This window comes from Bradyrhizobium guangxiense, assembly GCF_004114915.1.
Lineage (GTDB): Bacteria > Pseudomonadota > Alphaproteobacteria > Rhizobiales > Xanthobacteraceae > Bradyrhizobium > Bradyrhizobium guangxiense.
In genome coordinates, this window is record NZ_CP022220.1 from 616,365 (window position 1) to 632,994 (window position 16,630).

Below are 16,630 nucleotides of genomic sequence, written 5' to 3' on the forward strand. Positions count from 1 at the left end.
AACTCAATCCCATTCGATGTGTTGGAATCGGCTTACTGACCGGCGACGACTTATCTGATGTCGGTCCACAGACTTGGTTGTCCCAATATCGCGATCATGATGATGATGGAGATCGACCTGAAGTCGCTGACGAGGGTCGAAATACAGTGCAGGCTAGCTGCGAACCCGGGTCGTGTTGGCTTTCTTGCAGAGGGCAGAACCAGAAGGAGACGACCACATGGACCTGAAGTCCGAAATGGGAGAAGTGGCGGCGCCCGATTCCCGCATCGAAGCCGGTGATCGCGCGAGGGAAACTGCCCCAAGACGACCAACCATCGGAGTTTTCGCGGCACGGTAAAGGCCAGCGGCGGCCGGTATCGACATGCACCGCATTCGCCGGCCTTCCGGCTCCCCGCGCCTCGGATCAGAGAGATTCAGGCTCGACCGATCCGTACGTCTTGATCGACATTCGCGATGCCGTCGGATTTTAGGGCTCCCCAAGGATCGTTTCGTGTGCGGACACACAGTAGTAGCCTCAAGTCATGCTTTGGGCCGCAGCGCGCCGATGTTGCCGATGCGTCCTGGCCCCCCAGCCGCAAGGAGCCATGACTACAAGCTGCATGGCGCCAAATCGCTATTCACGTTTAACATTGCGAGGCAAACGCCGAACTGGCACTGCGAATAACCCGAAAGAAACACCTAGATACTACTCAGTAACTGGTTTCAAGTTATTATTACAGCCGCCTCAGGCTTTGAACCGCAGGAGGTCATGGCCCGAAGCTGACTTGAGGCTTTAATCGTTAGGTTGTTTGGACCACAAAGAGTTGACCGTGACACTCTGCGCGGCTGGTTGGATTGACCGCAAGTGCCAGCCCTGAGTGACCCAGCAGCCCCGCTCTTCCCAACGGGGACTGTCGCAGATGCGACAGCTGTCCGCCTCATGGCGCCTTCCCTTCGGCAAATTCACTCAGACTTTCATTGTGGCACAGGTTTTGAAAGGACTTGCTCATCTGCCGGGACGGTAGAAAACGCCCCAATGACAGAGCACTACCTTACGGCACTTCGGCGCATCCTACACTGCGCACTTAACCTCAAGACTAGCTGGACAGCGTTAGCGATACTTTCTTGGAGAGAGAGACGCACCAGCGCGCGGCGCTCACTATGGCGGCTTCCGTACGTTCATCATGTCTTCTTCCAAACCAACATGCACCTTAGCACGTTGATCGCGTTTTCGTTGTCAACGGACACAGGCTCGCTTGGGCCTACCAATGACGGCACTAGCATCGAACCGGGGCACCGTATCCTGAGGGCTGCGACGCACCTGGTTCTACCTTCTTTACAGAATCAACACCTTTTGCACTCGACGCCCAACATCGCGGGACCGTGGGCTCGAGGCGGGCAGGCGTCTTCACCGAGCACGAAATACACCAAATGAAGCAGCTTTCTGCCTTGCGTCGCAATCCAAGGACACGAACGGTTTTGAGTAGATTCGCTGTCGAGCTCCGTGCGACCGCGGTGTTGGCTTGGCCAATGGCACTGGCGCAGCTTGCTCAGGTCGCAATGATGGCGACGGATCTTGCCTTTGTTGGTCGTCTTGGGCCCCGGGAGCTCGCGGCCGCAGCATTGGCCACCACCCTGTATGTCATAAGCTTCACGTTCGGCGCCGGGTTACTGACGCCGATCGCACCTTTGACGGCACAATCTCTTGCCGGCAAGGGTGCGGCCGATGTGCCGCGTGCACTGCGCATGGGGCTTTGGCTGGCCCTGCTTTTCTCGTTGCCTATTATGGCTGTTTGTACGGCAGGCGAACAAGTTCTGCTCGCCCTCGGTCAGGAACATTGCGCAGCACGGCTATCTCAGCAGTACCTGCTTGGACTCGCGTGGGGCGTGACGCCAGCGCTGTGGTTTCAGGCCATTCGACATTTCATGGGCGCAGTGGGACGGCCGCAACCGATCTTCCGAATTACCCTGGCCGCTATCCCGGTCAACGCGGCCATTGTTTATCTTCTGGGCTTCGGAAAGCTCGGGCTGCCACCACTAGATCTTCTTGGCGTCGGCATTGCGACCGCCCTCGTAAATTGGGGCATGTTCGTAGCAGCTCTATGGCCCGCAATAGCTTGCCGCCCGTTCCGCGACTACCAGGTGCTTGCGCACCTGTGGCACTTCGACTGGCCGCTCCTACGAGCGATCATTTTGATCGGAGCGCCGATCTCGGTAGCAGTCATCATGCAATACGGCGTGTTCGCCGCCGCCGCACTCCTTGTAGGTAGGATCAGCCCGAGCGCGCTTGCCGCTCATCAGATTACGATGCAGATCGCCACAATCGCCTACACGGTGCCCTTCGGCATCAGCATGGCGGCCGCAGTGCGGGTCAGTCATGCGGTCGGGCACAATGACGCCTCCGGTATCAAGCGCGCAGGCCTGGCTGCGATCCTGCTCGGTGTTTTGGCCTCTGCGCTTGTGACGGTTGGGGTCATTGCGACGCGTTTTCGGATCGCCGCGTTTTTCTTAAACAAGTCACTGAACGACACGGACACGGCAATCGGACTGACGTCATCCCTCCTTATGGTTGCCTCAAGCTTTTTCGTAGCTGATGCAGCGCAGGTCATTGCGGGTGGCGGGCTCCGTGGGCTGAAAGACACGGCAAAACCGCTTCTGTTCGCAATCTTTGCGTACTGGCTAATCGGCTTCCCGGTCAGTTTCGCCTTGAGCTGGGTCTTTGGTGCAATTGGAGTCTGGATCGGGTTATCCGCCGGCGCAATTACCTATGCAGGTTTCCTCGTCACCCGTTTTCTGTTGCTGGCAAGTCGCTTTACTGTATAGGCCGCTCCTATGCCTCTTAAACCCAAGGAGAAGATTCCGTGCTCGCGCGTGCCTCCGGGGTGAACTTCATGTTCGGCCTTTAAGCAATGAAACGCTGACTGCAGCAGCATTTTTAGCGTTTCGACGGGAGATACTCTCATTACGAAGGCCGCCTTACGAATCGGAGGAGGCCGCCGGCCACGAAAACAGTCATACAAAAACGGGGTTGCACACCGTCCTCACCATGAGCTTACCATCGGGGCTCCCAGTGACTGAATACATCCGTCACAATCTGAGCCCCGATGGTAAGCTCACGGTGCGGGCGTCGAAACTAGCGGCCGGGATGACGCAGCCGGAACACCAGGACGAATTCCTGTGCGAAGTCCCGGAGGGTGCGAAGTTCGTATGGGATCAGTAAATCGAGGGTGTGAGTGACGCTCGATGTAGATGTGATCTGTACTGCGGCCATATTCCATAGCTCGTGTGGCAGCGAGCGAACGGGGCCTTCGTTCAGAACCGTCGCTCATATAAGAGCGCGTATTCCGCTTTTAAATGACAACGGGCAAATATCCCGGCCTCCTCGGTTGTTGATTTACTCAGCGCAGCGGCAGGGCGCTATTTTCGCGCCGTTGGCGCACGCGCAACAATAGTCCCCTTCCTACAAGGAAAGAGCGATCATGGCTAAAGTCCCTCCATTCCATTCGATCAAACCCTATTCAACGAATGTCTATCATGACAACGACAAGTGCACTGAAGGCAACAACATCGAATGGCAGTATCGCCTTCTGGCGCAGCCGGTCGGCCCCGTTGCGAGCCACTGCATCCGGCTTGCCTGACTTCAACGGTGGTCGTGGTGTACGGCGCAAGCAGTCCCACGCTTCGTGATTATCCAATGCGGCACCGAACAACCTTGTTGGGGAGCACGTCCGCTTCCATCACCATCGGAAGCAATATTCGCGCTTTGGCGGCCTTCTTTCCGGCGATAGTTAGCGCAAAACGCCGACAAGTCGCATCCGATATGGATTCTAGCCTGCCCGAGCCGCCCCTGTCTTCAAAGGCTCGGGTCCTGTCGCAAACGCAACACTATAGCGACCGTATCGCACCACGCTCCTCGGCGGCAGGTATTCTAATAAGTTGGGCAGTTCCGAGGTCTGTTTGGGCGAGCTACGAGATCGGTTTGCCCTTAGCAAGTCGGCACATGCAAGACAACTGTGGGTCCACGCTGCTTCAGGCCAGCCTTTGGCAAGGATTTCGCAGGAGATCCCAGCAGATATTGCCGGATTCGCCAAGAGAGCCGATGCCCATCAATGATGAATTGGCTGCCATGCGTAGTCATCGTAACCGCATTCACCGCTACAGCCAGCTCCTGGAACGCGAGCTGCCAGAGCACGATCGCAGCTATTTGGAAGGACGCTTGTCTGAAGAATGCCGCGCGCTTAGACGCCTGACAGACGCCGTTTTTCCCATCGCGCTTGGACTCCCGCGCAGAATTACTCTTTCCGTACGGTCAGCCGAGTAGAGTAGGCGGCTAGCACGTGGCTAAAATCCAGGTCACGCTGCCCGACTGTGCCATACCGTAAACCCAACGGCTCGCCACTCGTAAGCTAGTCCCCCGTGAAGTAACGCGAACAGCCTGAAGTTACGGGCTAGTTCGAGGAATGCCGGCGATTGATTTTGCCGGCAATCGCGATGGCGAGGCCGATTTCCTTGCAAGATCGAATGAGGTATTCCGTCGAATTCAATCGTGATCCTCTGCTCGTCGGAGTGCATGAGCGGAGGTTTTGATGCGGCCACGGGAGCGGCGCGAGACCGGCGAGCAGGATCTGTTTCGCTCCCTGCTCGATCAGATCATCGATAGAAAGCATTCGCTGGCGACGCTGGCGCGCACGGTGGATTGGGGCTTCCTGGAGCAGGCGTTCGGAATGGTCTACACGGACGGTCCTAGCCAGTCGCCGCTGCCGACGCGCTTGATCGCAGGGCTCGGGATCCTTAAGCACACCTATGACCTGTCCGACGAGGTCCTGTGCGAGCGCTGGGTGGAGAACCCCTATTACCAGTTCTTCTGCGGCGAGGAGTTCTTCCAGCACCGGCTACTGGTGTTCGATCACTCGTCGTTGAGGCGCTAGCGCAACCGTATGGGCGAGGAGCGGCTTCAGGCCCTGCTAAGAGAGCCTGTCGGTTGCCGTCAGGACCAAGGCGATCGAACCGTCGGAGTTCTCCCGGGTGATGGTCGACACGACGGTGCAGCCCAAGAATGTGATGTTTCGGACTGATGCCAAGCTTCTGAACCGAGCGCGCGAGAAGCTGGTGCGGCTGGCGCAGCTCACCCGGGTGCGTTTACTCCAGTCCTATGCGAGGGTGGGCAAGTTCGCCCAGATAAAACATTAGCGCTACGCCCATGCCAAGCGGTTCAAGCGTGCCAGGCGGGCGCTGAGACGATGCGTACCTATTTCGGCCGGGTAATGTGTCATTGTCAAGCTCACATTTTTGAACTCTCCAACGGCAAGGTGGTAGCGCTCGTGCCGTCGCAGCTGGTCAGGGTTGCGGAGACGGCACGGGCGCGGGTGATACATGGTTTGCCGGCCAGGCTTGGGATCGCTCGGACCGGTTGACGTCGTCGCTGGGGTCATGGTCCTTTCCGAGGTCGCGCAGCGCCTCATGATGATGTCCGGGTCGGGTGCCTCAACGTCTGCAGCGGAGTACGGTCAAGCCGCCACCAGCCGAATGAACGAGGTCGCCACAACACCGTCCCAGCTGGACATCGCCAGTCCGGCGGACCGGACCAGGAACTTCACAAATCGGATCAGGCTTCCTTCGCCTGGCCCCAGTCGAACGATGTGCCGTCTACCCAGATACAGTGAAGAACTAGGGCGATCTTCCGCGCGATAGCAACCTTTGCCTTTCTCATGCCAATCCGCTTGGCAAGCTTCATTCCCCAAGCCTTGAGAGAAGACCATTTCTTCGTCCGATAAAGCAGAACTGTCGCCGCTTCGAACAGGTAAGTTCGGAGAAGACGGTCGCCCCATCGGGATATCTTGCCATTGATATCCGTTTCGCCAGACTGACTGCGCCGCGGTGTAAGACCCAGATAGGCGCCGACGCTCGATGCTGATCGGAATCGCGATGGGTCATCGATCGTATGCCGGAACGTCAAGGCAGTCACCACACCAACACCAGGAACCGTCATTAAGCGACGCGTCGTCTCATCCGACCTCGCAAGCTGTCGGACTTCATCGTCGAACTTGCTTTGCTGCTTGCAGATCTGCTCATGGATCGACAGAAGCGGCGCGATCACACCGAGGAGCTGATGACCGTCAGCCAACAGGTCACGGACCAGATTGCGGAACTGCAGGCCTATCGCGCGTGGAAACAGCAGCCCGGATTCTTTGATCAGGCTGCGGACCTGGTTTTCGATATCTCGACGAATGGCCACGAGCCGGGATCTCGCGACGAGTATCGCGCGAATCTTCTGACTTTCCTCGCTCTTGACTTTGACTTCTCGATACCAGCCAACTCGCACCAGTTCGGCCAGACCTCGAGCATCATTCTGATCGCTCTTGTTCATGCGTACCGACAAGGCCGCGTGGGCATGCCGAGCGTCGATGCAAACCACCGGAAGATCGACCCTGCGAAGTTCATGCCACAGCCAACTCGCCATCGCGCCGGTCTCAAAGCCGATGCGCTCCGCCTGTGGCGCCCGCTTGCGAAGCAGTGCCGTGAGCGCCCCCGGGTCGGACTTGGCCTTCCCCTCGAACAAGACCTCGCCCTCTTCATTGACCACGCACATCGAAGTTTCTTTTTGCGATACATCGAGTCCGACATATTGCTTCATGACAGGTTCTCCGAATCGGTTGATTGCGAGAGCTCGATTCTAATGGAGCTTTTCGTGCCCACGAGCGCTGACCGCAATTACGTCATCGTTTGCAATATTGACCCCCCGTATTGCCTCACCTGAGGATGTTACTTTCGCTTGACGGATGTAGACCCCACTGTCAGCCGGTCCGAGGTTGCGTCATTGCTCGCAGGATCGGAGGGACTGGGGGACGTCGCGGAATGCCCATCACACGCAGCGGCGGCCCCAGTCCCGGGATCACCGGCCAGTGCCGCACCCTCAGCCGTGCGCGGGATGATCGTCTCGGCTGCTTTGCGTCTGAGCGATCGCAACAATCGCTGCACGATGGTGTGCTGCGGCGGACCGAATTGTTCGGGGCGTTGTTCAGCGAGGCGACCGAGAATTGCCAGCGCGGTTAGACGGGGCTCGGCCGCCAGCCAGCGCTCGATGTCGGCGAGGTGCGGATCGAGCATTGATGGCATTCTCATGCGCTTTTTGTATGGCTTTTGCAGACGCCGATGGATGATGCGCTGCTCCCCCAAATGCACATCATTGCCGAGCCTCTTCGCGAACGCTGCTGCGTTCGTTGTCGGTACCGGTGGGCTGGCTGCTGCCACGAGCTTGCCCGCTCGGGCGTCGACGCGCGTGCCGAGCTCCGCCTGGGCGTCTCTCATCTCGGCCAGCAGGGCCACAGGATCGAGCGTGCGATAAAGCTCTCGAAGACGCCGTTTGACGACCTTGCTCAACCTCGGATGCGCCAGTGCGCGTTCATAGGGCGTGGCTGGAACATGATAGCGCTTGATCACTTTGGCGCCCTCGCGTCGCTTGTCCTTCAGCTTGGGGAATGTCCGAAGTTTTGTGTAAGCGATCGACGACGGCAATCAGGATAGAAGGCAAAGGTAGCCGTTGCCCGGAAGATCGCCGTAATCCTGCACTGTATCTGGGTCGACGGCACATCGTTCGACTGGGCCAGGCGAAGGAGGCCTAACCCTATTTTTTAAGTTCCTGGTCCGGCCTGCCGGACTGGCGATGTCCGCTGGGACGGTGGTCGTGGCGACGGCTCCAGCATCTGCTGGTGGGCTTCGATCGGAATGCTGCTGTATGTTGGAGGGCTCTCGAAAAGATCCCCCTGACGACGCAGTTGCCCAGTGTCGCCCGATCAAGCCGCAGGCCCTGGCGCGCATAGATCTCGGACTGGCGGTAGAACGGCGTATGGTCGCCAAACTTGGAGACGATGTAGCGCGGCAATCTGGGTAGGAAGTGCGCGGCAATCAGGATGGCGAGGCGTGTCGCGGCCTGATGATGATTGCCGCGATGATTGTCGCGCGCAAGAGTTTTGTTGAACTCTGATTGTCGCGCAGCGTCAATCAGCGACGGTTTTGGTGTCGCGTGCGATGGCGGCCGTCCTGGACCGCGTTTTCGTTCGAGGGCGGTCCGTCTGCGATAGCTCTCGACGTTCATCTCGACGATGGTTGCGTGGTGAACGAGGCGATCGATAGCGCCAGGGTCATGGCGGGGTCCGGGAAGACCCTGTTCCATTCGCCGAATGGCTGATTGGCGGTGATCAGCATCGAGCGGCGCTCGTAGCGTGCACTGATGAGCTCGAACAGCACGCTGGTCTCGGCCTGATCCTTGGTGACGTAAGCGAGATCATCAAGATCAGGAGATCGAAGCGATCGAGACGATTGATGGCCGCCTCGAGGTTAAGCTCGCGTCGCGCTAGCTGGAGCTTCTGCACGAGATCGGTGGTCGGGTGAAGAGGACGCGCCATCCGTTCTCGATGAGGGCCAGGCCGATCGCTGCCGCCAAGTGGCTCTTTCCGCCGCCGGGCGGGCCGAACAACAGCAAATTGGCGCCCTTGCCCAGCCAGCTGTCACCGGCGGCGAGCGCCATCACTGCGCCTTTGAGATCATCGGCACGGCTTCGAAGTCGAAGCTGTCGAAGGTCTTTCCGGTGGGCAAACGTGCTTCGACAAGGTGTCGTTCGGTCCGACGGCGGCCGCGTTCGGCAATCTCGTGCTCGGCGATGGTCGCGAGGAAGCGGCCGGCCGGCCAGCCTTCCTTGTCGGACTGTTCGGCAAATTGCGCCCACAGCACCTTGATGGCAGGCAGACGGAGCTCATTGAGCAACAGATTGAGGCGCGCGGCATCAACCGTGTTCGTTACGCTCATGCGGCACCTCCGGTCTCGGCGGTACCGATGAGGCATTCGTAGGTCGCAAGCGGCACGAGCTGCACCACGACGTTCGGCAGGTTGGCGGGATCGGGGGCGAAGTAAGCACGTAGCCGGTTGAGGTCGGGCAGTTGGCCGGCCTCGAGGTCGGCGGTGAGCTGATCGGCGAGTTCGGTCTCGCAGCCGCGTTCATGAGCGAGCGCGAGGAGATCGACCATGATCCGGCAGGCTTTTTTGTCCGGCAAGCGTTCGCGCAAGCGATCGAAGGTCTTCCGATAGGCATCGCGCGGGAACAGCCGATCTCGGTAGACCAGATTGAGAAGTGCCATCGGCTTGCGCCGCAGGGAATGGATCACGTGCCGATAATCGACGACCTGGTCGTACTTGCCATTGGGATGCGGCCGCCCACGCGGCAAGGTGACGAGATGGGTGCCCCGACGAACACGTCGAGACGATCGTCGTAAAGGCGCACCCGCAGCCGGTGACCGATCAGGCGCGATGGCACCGTGTAGAACACCTTGCGCAGGGTGAAGCCGCCGGACGAGGTCACGCGGACGATCACCTCTTCGTAGTCGGAGGTGCGCCGATCGGGCAGCTCCTGCAACACCACGCGCTCGCTATCGATCCGCTTGGCGTTGCGGGCATTGCGGCGGCTGACGATCTCGTCGATGAAGCCGCGATAGGTGGCAAGATCGTCGAAGTCGACAGTTCCGCGCAGCAGCAAGGCGTCCGCGATTGCTCGCTTGAGATGACCGTGGGCCCTTCGATCGAGCCATTCTCGTGGCGACGCCTCGATTGTTGCGGGAAGGCCGCATGCCGTAATGGGCACAAAGGGCCTCGTATCGCTGCGTCAGATCGTCCCGTGCATCACGATTGAGATTGCAGAATGCGGCCGACAGACTGTCGGTCCGATGCTCCCGCGGCGCCCCACCGAGCGACCAGAGGGCATTCTGCAGGCCTTCCGCCAGGGCGACGAAGCTCTCGCCGCCAAGCACGACGTGGGCGTGCTCGAACCCGCAATAGGCCAAACGGAAGTGATAGAGACGATGATCCAACGGAGCACCCGCGATCGTCACACCCAACTCGTCCATGTCTGTGAAGTCGGAGAGGCCGAGTTGGCCAGGCTCGTGGGTTTGGCGGAAGATCACCTCCTGCTCCTCGCCGTGGACCGCCCGCCATGCACGGATCCGACGTTCCAGGGTACGACGGATACCGATGCCGAGATCCGGATGACGCCGTAGCATCTCCTCGAACACCGCCACCGGGCGTAAGCCAGGTGCCGCCTTCAGGATCGGGACGATCTCGGTCTCGAACACCTCGCTCAACGGGTCCGGTCGTCGCCGGCCGCGGGGCGCCTTCCTTTGCGATGGAAATCGGGGATCTCTCTCGATCCGATAGGCGGTCGACGCACTGAATGACGCCTTGGCCGCCGCCACTGGCGGGCTATCGGTCTGACGGTACTTCATGTAGAGCCTTCTGTGGTTGCCGCCCGCAATGCAAGAAGTTTCTGACCCTTTGGCGTGTGATCGAGTGCGGTCTTCTGTCAGGCCTTCCTTTACGGCATTTTCAGAAGCCGCTGGCCGGTATGGTGATCCGCGGACCAGGTCCAATTCTCATCTCCGAGCACGTCGGCTCTTTGGCTCTAGCTGGTTTCCTGATCCAGATCTGTTCGATCGTTGCGCCCATTCGGGTCGTCGCCTTCTCACACCCCCTTCGCCAACGTCAGGCTATTTCGTGCTGCATGCAGTCATGCCGTCACTGCCTGCGCTGGGTTCCGATAATCCTCCTTCCGGGTGAGCATGGCCCAAATCGTCCGAGCCATCTTGTTCGCCAAGGCGATCGCCACAAGCATGCGCGGCTTCCTCGCCAGCATCTGCGCCAGCCAGGATCCGCTAGGGATCGACTTGCGCCCGAGCCAGTTCAGCCGCGACATCGCCCCAACGATGAGCAACTGGCGAATGTCCGCCTGTCCTTCCTTCGAAACGCGTCCGAGCCTTTCCTTTCCCCCTGAGGAATGTTGCCGTGGGACCAAGCCGAGCCAAGCCGCGAAGTCTCGGCCACGTCGAAAGGCCGCCATGTCGGGCGCGAAAGCCTCGATCGCGAGTGCGGTCAGCGGGCCGACCCCCGGCATTGTCTGCAGCCGCTGCGCCGTGACCGTCCGCGTCGCCAACTTCTTGAGCTGCTCTGCCTTGGCATCGATCCGCTCCGTCTTGTAGGCGATCTGATCAATGAGACTCCGACATTCCTCGCGGACCAGTTCTGGTAGATCGCTGTTCGGATCTTCGAGGATTGCGTCAATGCGTTTAAGTTGTTCGATTCCTTGCGGGATGATATGGCCGAATTCGTAGAGAACAGAACGCAGCGCATTCACCAGATCGGTGCGCTGATGAACAAGGCGCTTCCGAGCCCGAAAGAGCACTGCCCTGGCCTGCTGTTCTTCCGATTTCGGCTCGACGAAGCGCATCTCGGGGCGCTGTGCCGCGATCACGATTGCTTCGGCATCAGCCGCGTCGTTCTTTTGGCGTTTCACAAAAGGCTTCACATATTGCGGAGCGATCAGTTTCACTTCATGGCCGAGCTTGACCATCTCCCGTGCCCAATAGTGGGCGCTGCCACAGGCTTCCATCACCACCACTGCCGATGGGTGGCCCGCCATGAACTTCCGAAACTGAAGCCGCGACAGTTTCTTTCGAAATTTCAAGTGTCCCGCCATTGACGCCCCGTGGAGCTGAAACACATTCTTGGCTAGATCCACTCCGATCACCGTATCCATCAATTTGCCGTCCTCTTCGCTTCGGGGTTCAAACACTGCGTTCTTGGCACATTACGATGCCGTCTGGGGAGGGCGGCAACCATCCCATCTCATCTGGTGATCTGTGATGTGTCGGCCGGGCACGCGAGTGATTCCTCTTGGCGGAAGAACCACTTGCATAATCCCGACCGGCCGCGATCACCAGTCGGCGCGGTCCTCCTCGGGATCGCGCCGACGCTGGGCTCGTAACTCCGGTCGGGCTACGCCCTCCCTACGTCACGAGCCCAGCGAAACTCTCTCACCTTGATTGACGCTGCCTTCCATCCTGATCGCCGCGCGACAAGACGATCACGTGCGCAATGGCCGCTTCGGTCGGCGGCCCGCTGAGTACGACGTGCTCCGGCGCATGCGCCTGCACGACAGTGCCGGAGTAGCGGCGGCAGATGTATTTCGGGCGGCGTGTGACCAGCACGCGCCATTGCGCCGGGATCACGTCAAGGCGCTTGCTGACGTCCTCGCCGATCTTCGTCATGGTCCGCAACCGCACGGGCAGAGCGTGCTCGCAGGCTCGATGATCCGTTCCACGCGCGGCAAATGGGCAGGCAAGCAGCCGCGATTGCGATGAGAACCTTGATCCGGTACGCTCCGCGATCGGCCCTTGATCACAGCCTCGGCTCTCTCCTGCGCCGCGTCCAGGATGCCTTGCGCGATCTCCACGTCTTCCAACGGTAAATGATACTGATCTGGCCGCAGCTTCTCGGATTTCGCGCCGAACCTGTCGCGCCGCAATTCGCCGAGGATGACCTCCAGCCGACGCTGCGCTTCCTCCGACGCCGCCAGCGCCCCCTGATGCTCGCTCAAGGCCGCCCGCGTTTGCGCCAAAAGGGCTTTCAGTTGTTCATTTTCGTCGCGCAGCGCCGCGATGCTCATGCGCTATTTCGAGCACATCGCCGCCGCGCGTGCCACGCTCAAAATAGCTGCCGAGTCATTCTGCCGCAGTTATCCCGCCGCCTGGGGGCGCCGTGCTTCTTCCGGGCGGACCAACCTCCAATCCAGCCCCTCGAACAGTGCCGCGAACATCGCCGGTGATATCCGCATCACGCCGTCTGCGATCGTTGGCCAAACGAACTTGCAACCTTCAAGACGCTTGTGCACCAACACCAGGCCCGTTCGATCCCAGACAAAAGTCTTGATCCGGTCCGCTCGTTTCGATCGGAACGCGAAGGCGCCTCCGCTGAATGGATCAAGACGAAGTATCTCCTGCACTTCGCCGTAAGCCCATCGTGGCGACAGTGGAAGTCGATCGGCCGGTTGCAATGTAACTCTTATCAGCAGCGGCCGCGATCATCGTGACGCTCGCACCTTGCGGATCACCCCGGACAGCTGCTCGCCATCTGTCGCCGTATCCGTCTGCAACACGACATCGTCGATTGCGGCGTCTCAAGCTTGATCGCGGAACTTGACACTCCTCCGACGCATCTCCCACGATCAGCGGCGCGAATGTCGGATGCGACTCGGATAAGTCGCCGAGAGTCTGTTATCCCGTGTCGCGGTGGCCGAGGGGCGCGCAAGCACGGAGCGACGCGCTAGCAGATCTACGATTGGCGACGGCAGTTTCGGGAGCGAGGCGTGTTGCCGCCGTGCGAGGCGGCTCTCAGCCTCCGAACGCACGCGGCGCCCCGAAGGTCCTCCAAGAACCTCCAGCCGGCTCACCGACCTCGCCGATGAGACGTCCAAATGGACATCCTTTTTGCCGTCTAATCCCATCTAAACCTCGATCCAAGCCGGACGCTTCTTCGCACAGCTATCCGCTCTCGCTAAGCGCTTACGCGCTCTCGTTCCGCATTCAACAAAAGCCTATAACGGCGTATACATCCGGGCCGCAGCCGGCACGCACTGTCAGCTATCATTTGCTACACGAGCCAACACGCAACATCGAGCGCCGCAGGCGCCTTCGTTCGCCTCGAATTCCGACGCCTGCGCGCCATGCTCGCACTATCTCTTCACAACCTGACACTACGTCAGGTTCGGCTCTGCTATCGTCGAGCTCTGTTGCACTTCAGGTACAGCAATTCGCGTAAGCGCTGATACAACGGCCACACTGGGGGCCATTAAAGAGAGTAACAACCGAAATGAAAAAGCAGTCACTCGTTTGCGCGAGCATTCTTGCGATGGCCGCTGCGACGTCCGCGTCTGCCGCAGATCTCGCCGCGCGTCCCGCATTTCCGAATACGCCGACGCCCAGCCCGGCTGTCATCGCGCTCTACGACTGGAGCGGCTTCTATGCCGGCGTCAATGGCGGCTGGGGCTGGAGCCATAACTCCTGGGATTTTCTCGGCTCTATCCCCGAGGGCTCTCACGACGCAACCGGCGGCACAGTAGGGGGCCAGATTGGATATCGTTGGCAATTCGGCAATACCGTGCTCGGACTCGAAGGGCTGGGCAACTGGGCCGATCTCAGCGGCTCAAACGTTAGCATTGCCAACCCGGGCACCACCAATCACACAAACATCGACGGTTTCGGCTTGCTGACCGGCCAGATTGGCTATTCGGCCGGCAACGTACTGCTCTACGCCAAAGCGGGCGCGGCTGTGGTAGGGAGCACTTATCGGATCACTAATTCGGCTGGCTTTCTGGGCGACGCGGATACCACACGTTGGGGAGGTACGGCCGGTGCCGGTCTTGAGATTAGCCTAACACCGAACTGGTCAGCTGGCATCGAGTACGACCACGTGTTCATGCCGGCTAGTGACGTTAGCTTCGCAACAGGACTAGGAAACGACCGCATTCGTCAGGACTTTGATCTCGTCACCGCCCGCCTCAACTACAAGTTTGGCTGGCCACTCGCGAGCAAATAAGGATCTCAGTTTCTCAATCAATGATCGAGGGCCCCGGCGCCTGCCGGGGCTCTTTGTCCAGGGTCATCGTCCTGTATCGCCGTCGGCCTTTCAATAGGTGTTATCAGCTCTCTTGATCCATGAGGGCTGCGTATAATTAGGCTCGCTTCGCCCGGCGATCACGGTCTGGCCTCCGACGAGTCCCTATATCGCCGCCTCAAGCTCGATGTTGGAAGCTTGATATTGCCACGGCGAGCCGTCCGGCATCGGCAACAGTGCGCATGCCAGCCGTATTCAAGCCGCGCTTAGTGAATGGCCTCCTGACCAAACCGCAACAGCGTCGCACCGGCTCGACGATTCTCCCTCGCTCGACGAGGGACTACCAACGCTGAGAGGTTTAATATTCCGCATGGTGGAGTATGTCACGTGCCCCAGCCATATTCATGGACAAAGTGAAGGTGCGATCATGAATAACTCTGCCGACCCCTCACGTACTCTTCGAACGTTAGAAACGTTGGAATCCAACGTTCGCCTGTACTCGCGTCTCTTCCCAGCGTGCTTTAGTCATGCGCGCGGGCCCTTTCTGCTAAGCGAGACGGGCGAACGGTTCATCGACTTCTTTTCCGGGGCTGGAGCGCTCAATTACGGCCACAACAATCATCAGCTAAAGGCAGCTATTACAGAATATCTGGGATCTGATGCTGTCGTTCACGGCCTCGATATGGCCACTCCGGCCAAGGTCGACTTTATGGAGACTTTCAACTCAGTTATTCTTCGTGAGCGGGGCTTGGATTATCGATTTCAATTTACTGGACCTACAGGTGCCAATGGCGTTGAGGCGGCATTGAAGCTGGCGCGTAAAGTAACCGGGCGCCACAACATCATTTCATTCACACGTGGTTATCATGGCCTCAGTCTCGGCGCCGCGGCTGCGACCAGCAGTCGCTTTCTTCGCGAAGCCAGTGGAGTCCCCCTGTCCGGCGTCACGATAATGCCCTATGATGGTTATCTTGGAGATGAGATTGATACGGCGGAGCACCTGCGGAACATATTGCTGGACTCTAGCAGCGGCATCGATGCGCCAGCCGCCATTCTCCTTGAAACAGTACAGGGGGAGGGCGGCATCAACGTCGCTCAAAAGGAATGGCTACGATCCGTACAAGCCCTAGCGGCAGAGATTGGAGCCATATTTATCGTCGACGATATTCAGATGGGTTGCGGCCGTACTGGCGATTTCTTCAGCTTTGAGTTCGCCGAGTTGTCACCAGATGTCGTAATATTGTCGAAGTCCTTAAGTGGATATGGTCTGCCGTTATCCATGTTGTTGATCAAAGAGGCAATTGATATATGGGAACCGGGAGAGCACACGGGCACCTTTCGAGGAAATAACCTAGCGCTTGTCTCTGCAACTGCAGCTTTGAATATCTACTGGCGCACTGAGATCTTTTCGCAAAGCATTTATCGACTGGGAACGCTGATGCGTCACCGGCTTAATGCTATTGCGCGCGCGCATGGAGACCACTTCACTGTCCGCGGCCGCGGAATGGCGCTCGGCTTTGATTGCCGAAATACTCACCTCGCTGAGACTGCAGCACGCAAGGCGTACGATAGGGGCCTCATCATTGAACGATGCGGCCCGGCGGACGAGGTCATCAAATTCTTTCCTCCGCTAACGATCGACCCGGAGACGCTGACTAAGGGTTTGGACATCTTTGAAGATAGCTTAGCGGAAGCAGCCCCGCTCTGACATGACATCTGCATCGGGCCTCGCTGCCTCGGCGAGGCCTCACGCCAGACGCTTGATCACCGCGGCAGGCTAGCACCTGTTCCGCATCTCGCTGGTGCTACACTTCGAGTACCACGACCGTCTAACTCTTGTTTCTCCCTGAACATGTTCCAGCTTCAGTCGACTAGCTCCCTGGGGACGGGCCTAGTCGTCGGGCAGGTCGCCTACCCGCATCACACTGCGGCCCAGGTCAACCTGGACTCGGATACGGATACGCTAACCGCCCGCACTCACGGTGAGCCCGGCTACAGAACCAGTAGGCTAACGAAGGCCGTTTGCATGTTGGGCGCGCGGTAATTGGTTGCGCATCACTTGCCTGGCAGGCACCTGGCAGATCGTGCGTTCTGGCGTTGCGTAACTCAACTGCCCAGTAGCGGAATGCACTTATCGAAGGATCGGTCCGCTCGGCGATGGTCATCGTGACAAGCCATCTCAAGACTTCTACAAGGGAGGTGAAGTTGCCGCTGACGA

At 59.2% G+C, this 16,630-nt stretch carries 9 protein-coding genes and 6 pseudogenes; 6 read left to right on the forward strand and 9 right to left on the reverse strand.

Features of this window, described 5'->3' with window-relative positions; translation table 11 throughout:
• Positions 1-1,509: 1,509 nt before the first annotated feature.
• The 3 genes and pseudogenes from X268_RS37465 to X268_RS37475 all read left to right on the forward strand — a co-directional run.
• Positions 1,510-2,802 (forward strand): MATE family efflux transporter, encoded by a 1,293-nt coding sequence (locus tag X268_RS37465; protein WP_237867200.1) that lies wholly within the window; start codon positions 1,510-1,512, stop codon positions 2,800-2,802.
• 656 nt (positions 2,803-3,458) lie between these two features.
• Complete coding sequence (locus tag X268_RS39790) at positions 3,459-3,617, forward strand: hypothetical protein (protein WP_164934297.1); 159 nt, start codon at positions 3,459-3,461, stop codon at positions 3,615-3,617.
• A 948-nt stretch (positions 3,618-4,565) separates the two neighbouring features.
• Positions 4,566-5,246: pseudogene (locus X268_RS37475) on the forward strand (transposase); the annotation flags it as partial.
• A gap of 338 nt (positions 5,247-5,584) precedes the next feature.
• Here the strand turns inward: X268_RS37475 and X268_RS37480 are convergent.
• Positions 5,585-6,613: an IS110 family RNA-guided transposase gene (locus X268_RS37480; RefSeq protein WP_128929876.1), complete on the reverse strand. Its 1,029-nt coding sequence runs from the start codon at positions 6,611-6,613 to the stop codon at positions 5,585-5,587.
• 128 nt (positions 6,614-6,741) lie between these two features.
• Positions 6,742-7,419 (reverse strand): hypothetical protein, encoded by a 678-nt coding sequence (locus tag X268_RS37485; protein ID WP_128929877.1) that lies wholly within the window; start codon positions 7,417-7,419, stop codon positions 6,742-6,744.
• Positions 7,420-7,503: 84 nt separating this feature from the next.
• Here X268_RS37485 and X268_RS40415 point away from each other — a divergent pair.
• Positions 7,504-7,614, forward strand: a pseudogene (locus tag X268_RS40415) (IS110 family RNA-guided transposase); the annotation flags it as partial.
• Between the two features lie 132 nt (positions 7,615-7,746).
• On the opposite strand, the pseudogene X268_RS41015 reads toward X268_RS40415, so the two are convergent.
• The 7 genes and pseudogenes from X268_RS41015 to tnpB form a co-directional block, all read right to left on the reverse strand.
• Positions 7,747-7,849, reverse strand: a pseudogene (locus X268_RS41015) (IS66 family transposase); the annotation flags it as partial.
• Positions 7,850-8,070: 221 nt separating this feature from the next.
• Positions 8,071-8,226: an ATP-binding protein gene (locus X268_RS41090; RefSeq protein WP_283818306.1), complete on the reverse strand. Its 156-nt coding sequence runs from the start codon at positions 8,224-8,226 to the stop codon at positions 8,071-8,073.
• A 106-nt stretch (positions 8,227-8,332) separates the two neighbouring features.
• Positions 8,333-8,820, reverse strand: a pseudogene (locus X268_RS41095) (ATP-binding protein).
• Positions 8,781-10,250 (reverse strand): annotated as a pseudogene (gene istA, locus X268_RS37500) (IS21 family transposase). Before istA ends, X268_RS41095 begins: the two co-directional pseudogenes overlap by 40 nt.
• A 281-nt stretch (positions 10,251-10,531) precedes the next feature.
• Positions 10,532-11,557, reverse strand: a complete 1,026-nt coding sequence (locus tag X268_RS37505; protein ID WP_164934317.1) for an IS110 family RNA-guided transposase — start codon at positions 11,555-11,557, stop codon at positions 10,532-10,534.
• 283 nt (positions 11,558-11,840) lie between these two features.
• Positions 11,841-12,466 (reverse strand): annotated as a pseudogene (locus X268_RS41025) (transposase domain-containing protein); the annotation flags it as partial.
• A 69-nt stretch (positions 12,467-12,535) separates the two neighbouring features.
• Positions 12,536-12,802, reverse strand: coding sequence for an IS66 family insertion sequence element accessory protein TnpB (tnpB, locus tag X268_RS41030; RefSeq protein ID WP_367401008.1), 267 nt, complete (start codon positions 12,800-12,802; stop codon positions 12,536-12,538).
• 866 nt (positions 12,803-13,668) lie between these two features.
• Here tnpB and X268_RS37525 point away from each other — a divergent pair.
• Together X268_RS37525 and ectB are read left to right on the forward strand one after the other, a co-directional pair.
• Positions 13,669-14,394, forward strand: coding sequence for an outer membrane protein (locus tag X268_RS37525; protein WP_128929878.1), 726 nt, complete (start codon positions 13,669-13,671; stop codon positions 14,392-14,394).
• A 445-nt stretch (positions 14,395-14,839) separates the two neighbouring features.
• The gene (gene ectB / locus X268_RS37530) at positions 14,840-16,120 is read left to right on the forward strand and encodes a diaminobutyrate--2-oxoglutarate transaminase (protein WP_128929879.1); all 1,281 of its coding nucleotides are present in this window, start codon (positions 14,840-14,842) and stop codon (positions 16,118-16,120) included.
• Positions 16,121-16,630: the final 510 nt, after the last annotated feature.

Coding starts and splice junctions, on each gene's coding strand:
- X268_RS37465 (WP_237867200.1), top strand. CDS start 1,510: ATGGCACTGGCGCAGCTTGCTCAGGTCGCAATGATGGCGACGGATCTT.
- X268_RS39790 (WP_164934297.1), top strand. CDS start 3,459: ATGGCTAAAGTCCCTCCATTCCATTCGATCAAACCCTATTCAACGAAT.
- X268_RS37480 (WP_128929876.1), bottom strand. CDS start 6,613: ATGAAGCAATATGTCGGACTCGATGTATCGCAAAAAGAAACTTCGATG.
- X268_RS37505 (WP_164934317.1), bottom strand. CDS start 11,557: ATGGATACGGTGATCGGAGTGGATCTAGCCAAGAATGTGTTTCAGCTC.
- X268_RS37525 (WP_128929878.1), top strand. CDS start 13,669: ATGAAAAAGCAGTCACTCGTTTGCGCGAGCATTCTTGCGATGGCCGCT.
- ectB (WP_128929879.1), top strand. CDS start 14,840: ATGAATAACTCTGCCGACCCCTCACGTACTCTTCGAACGTTAGAAACG.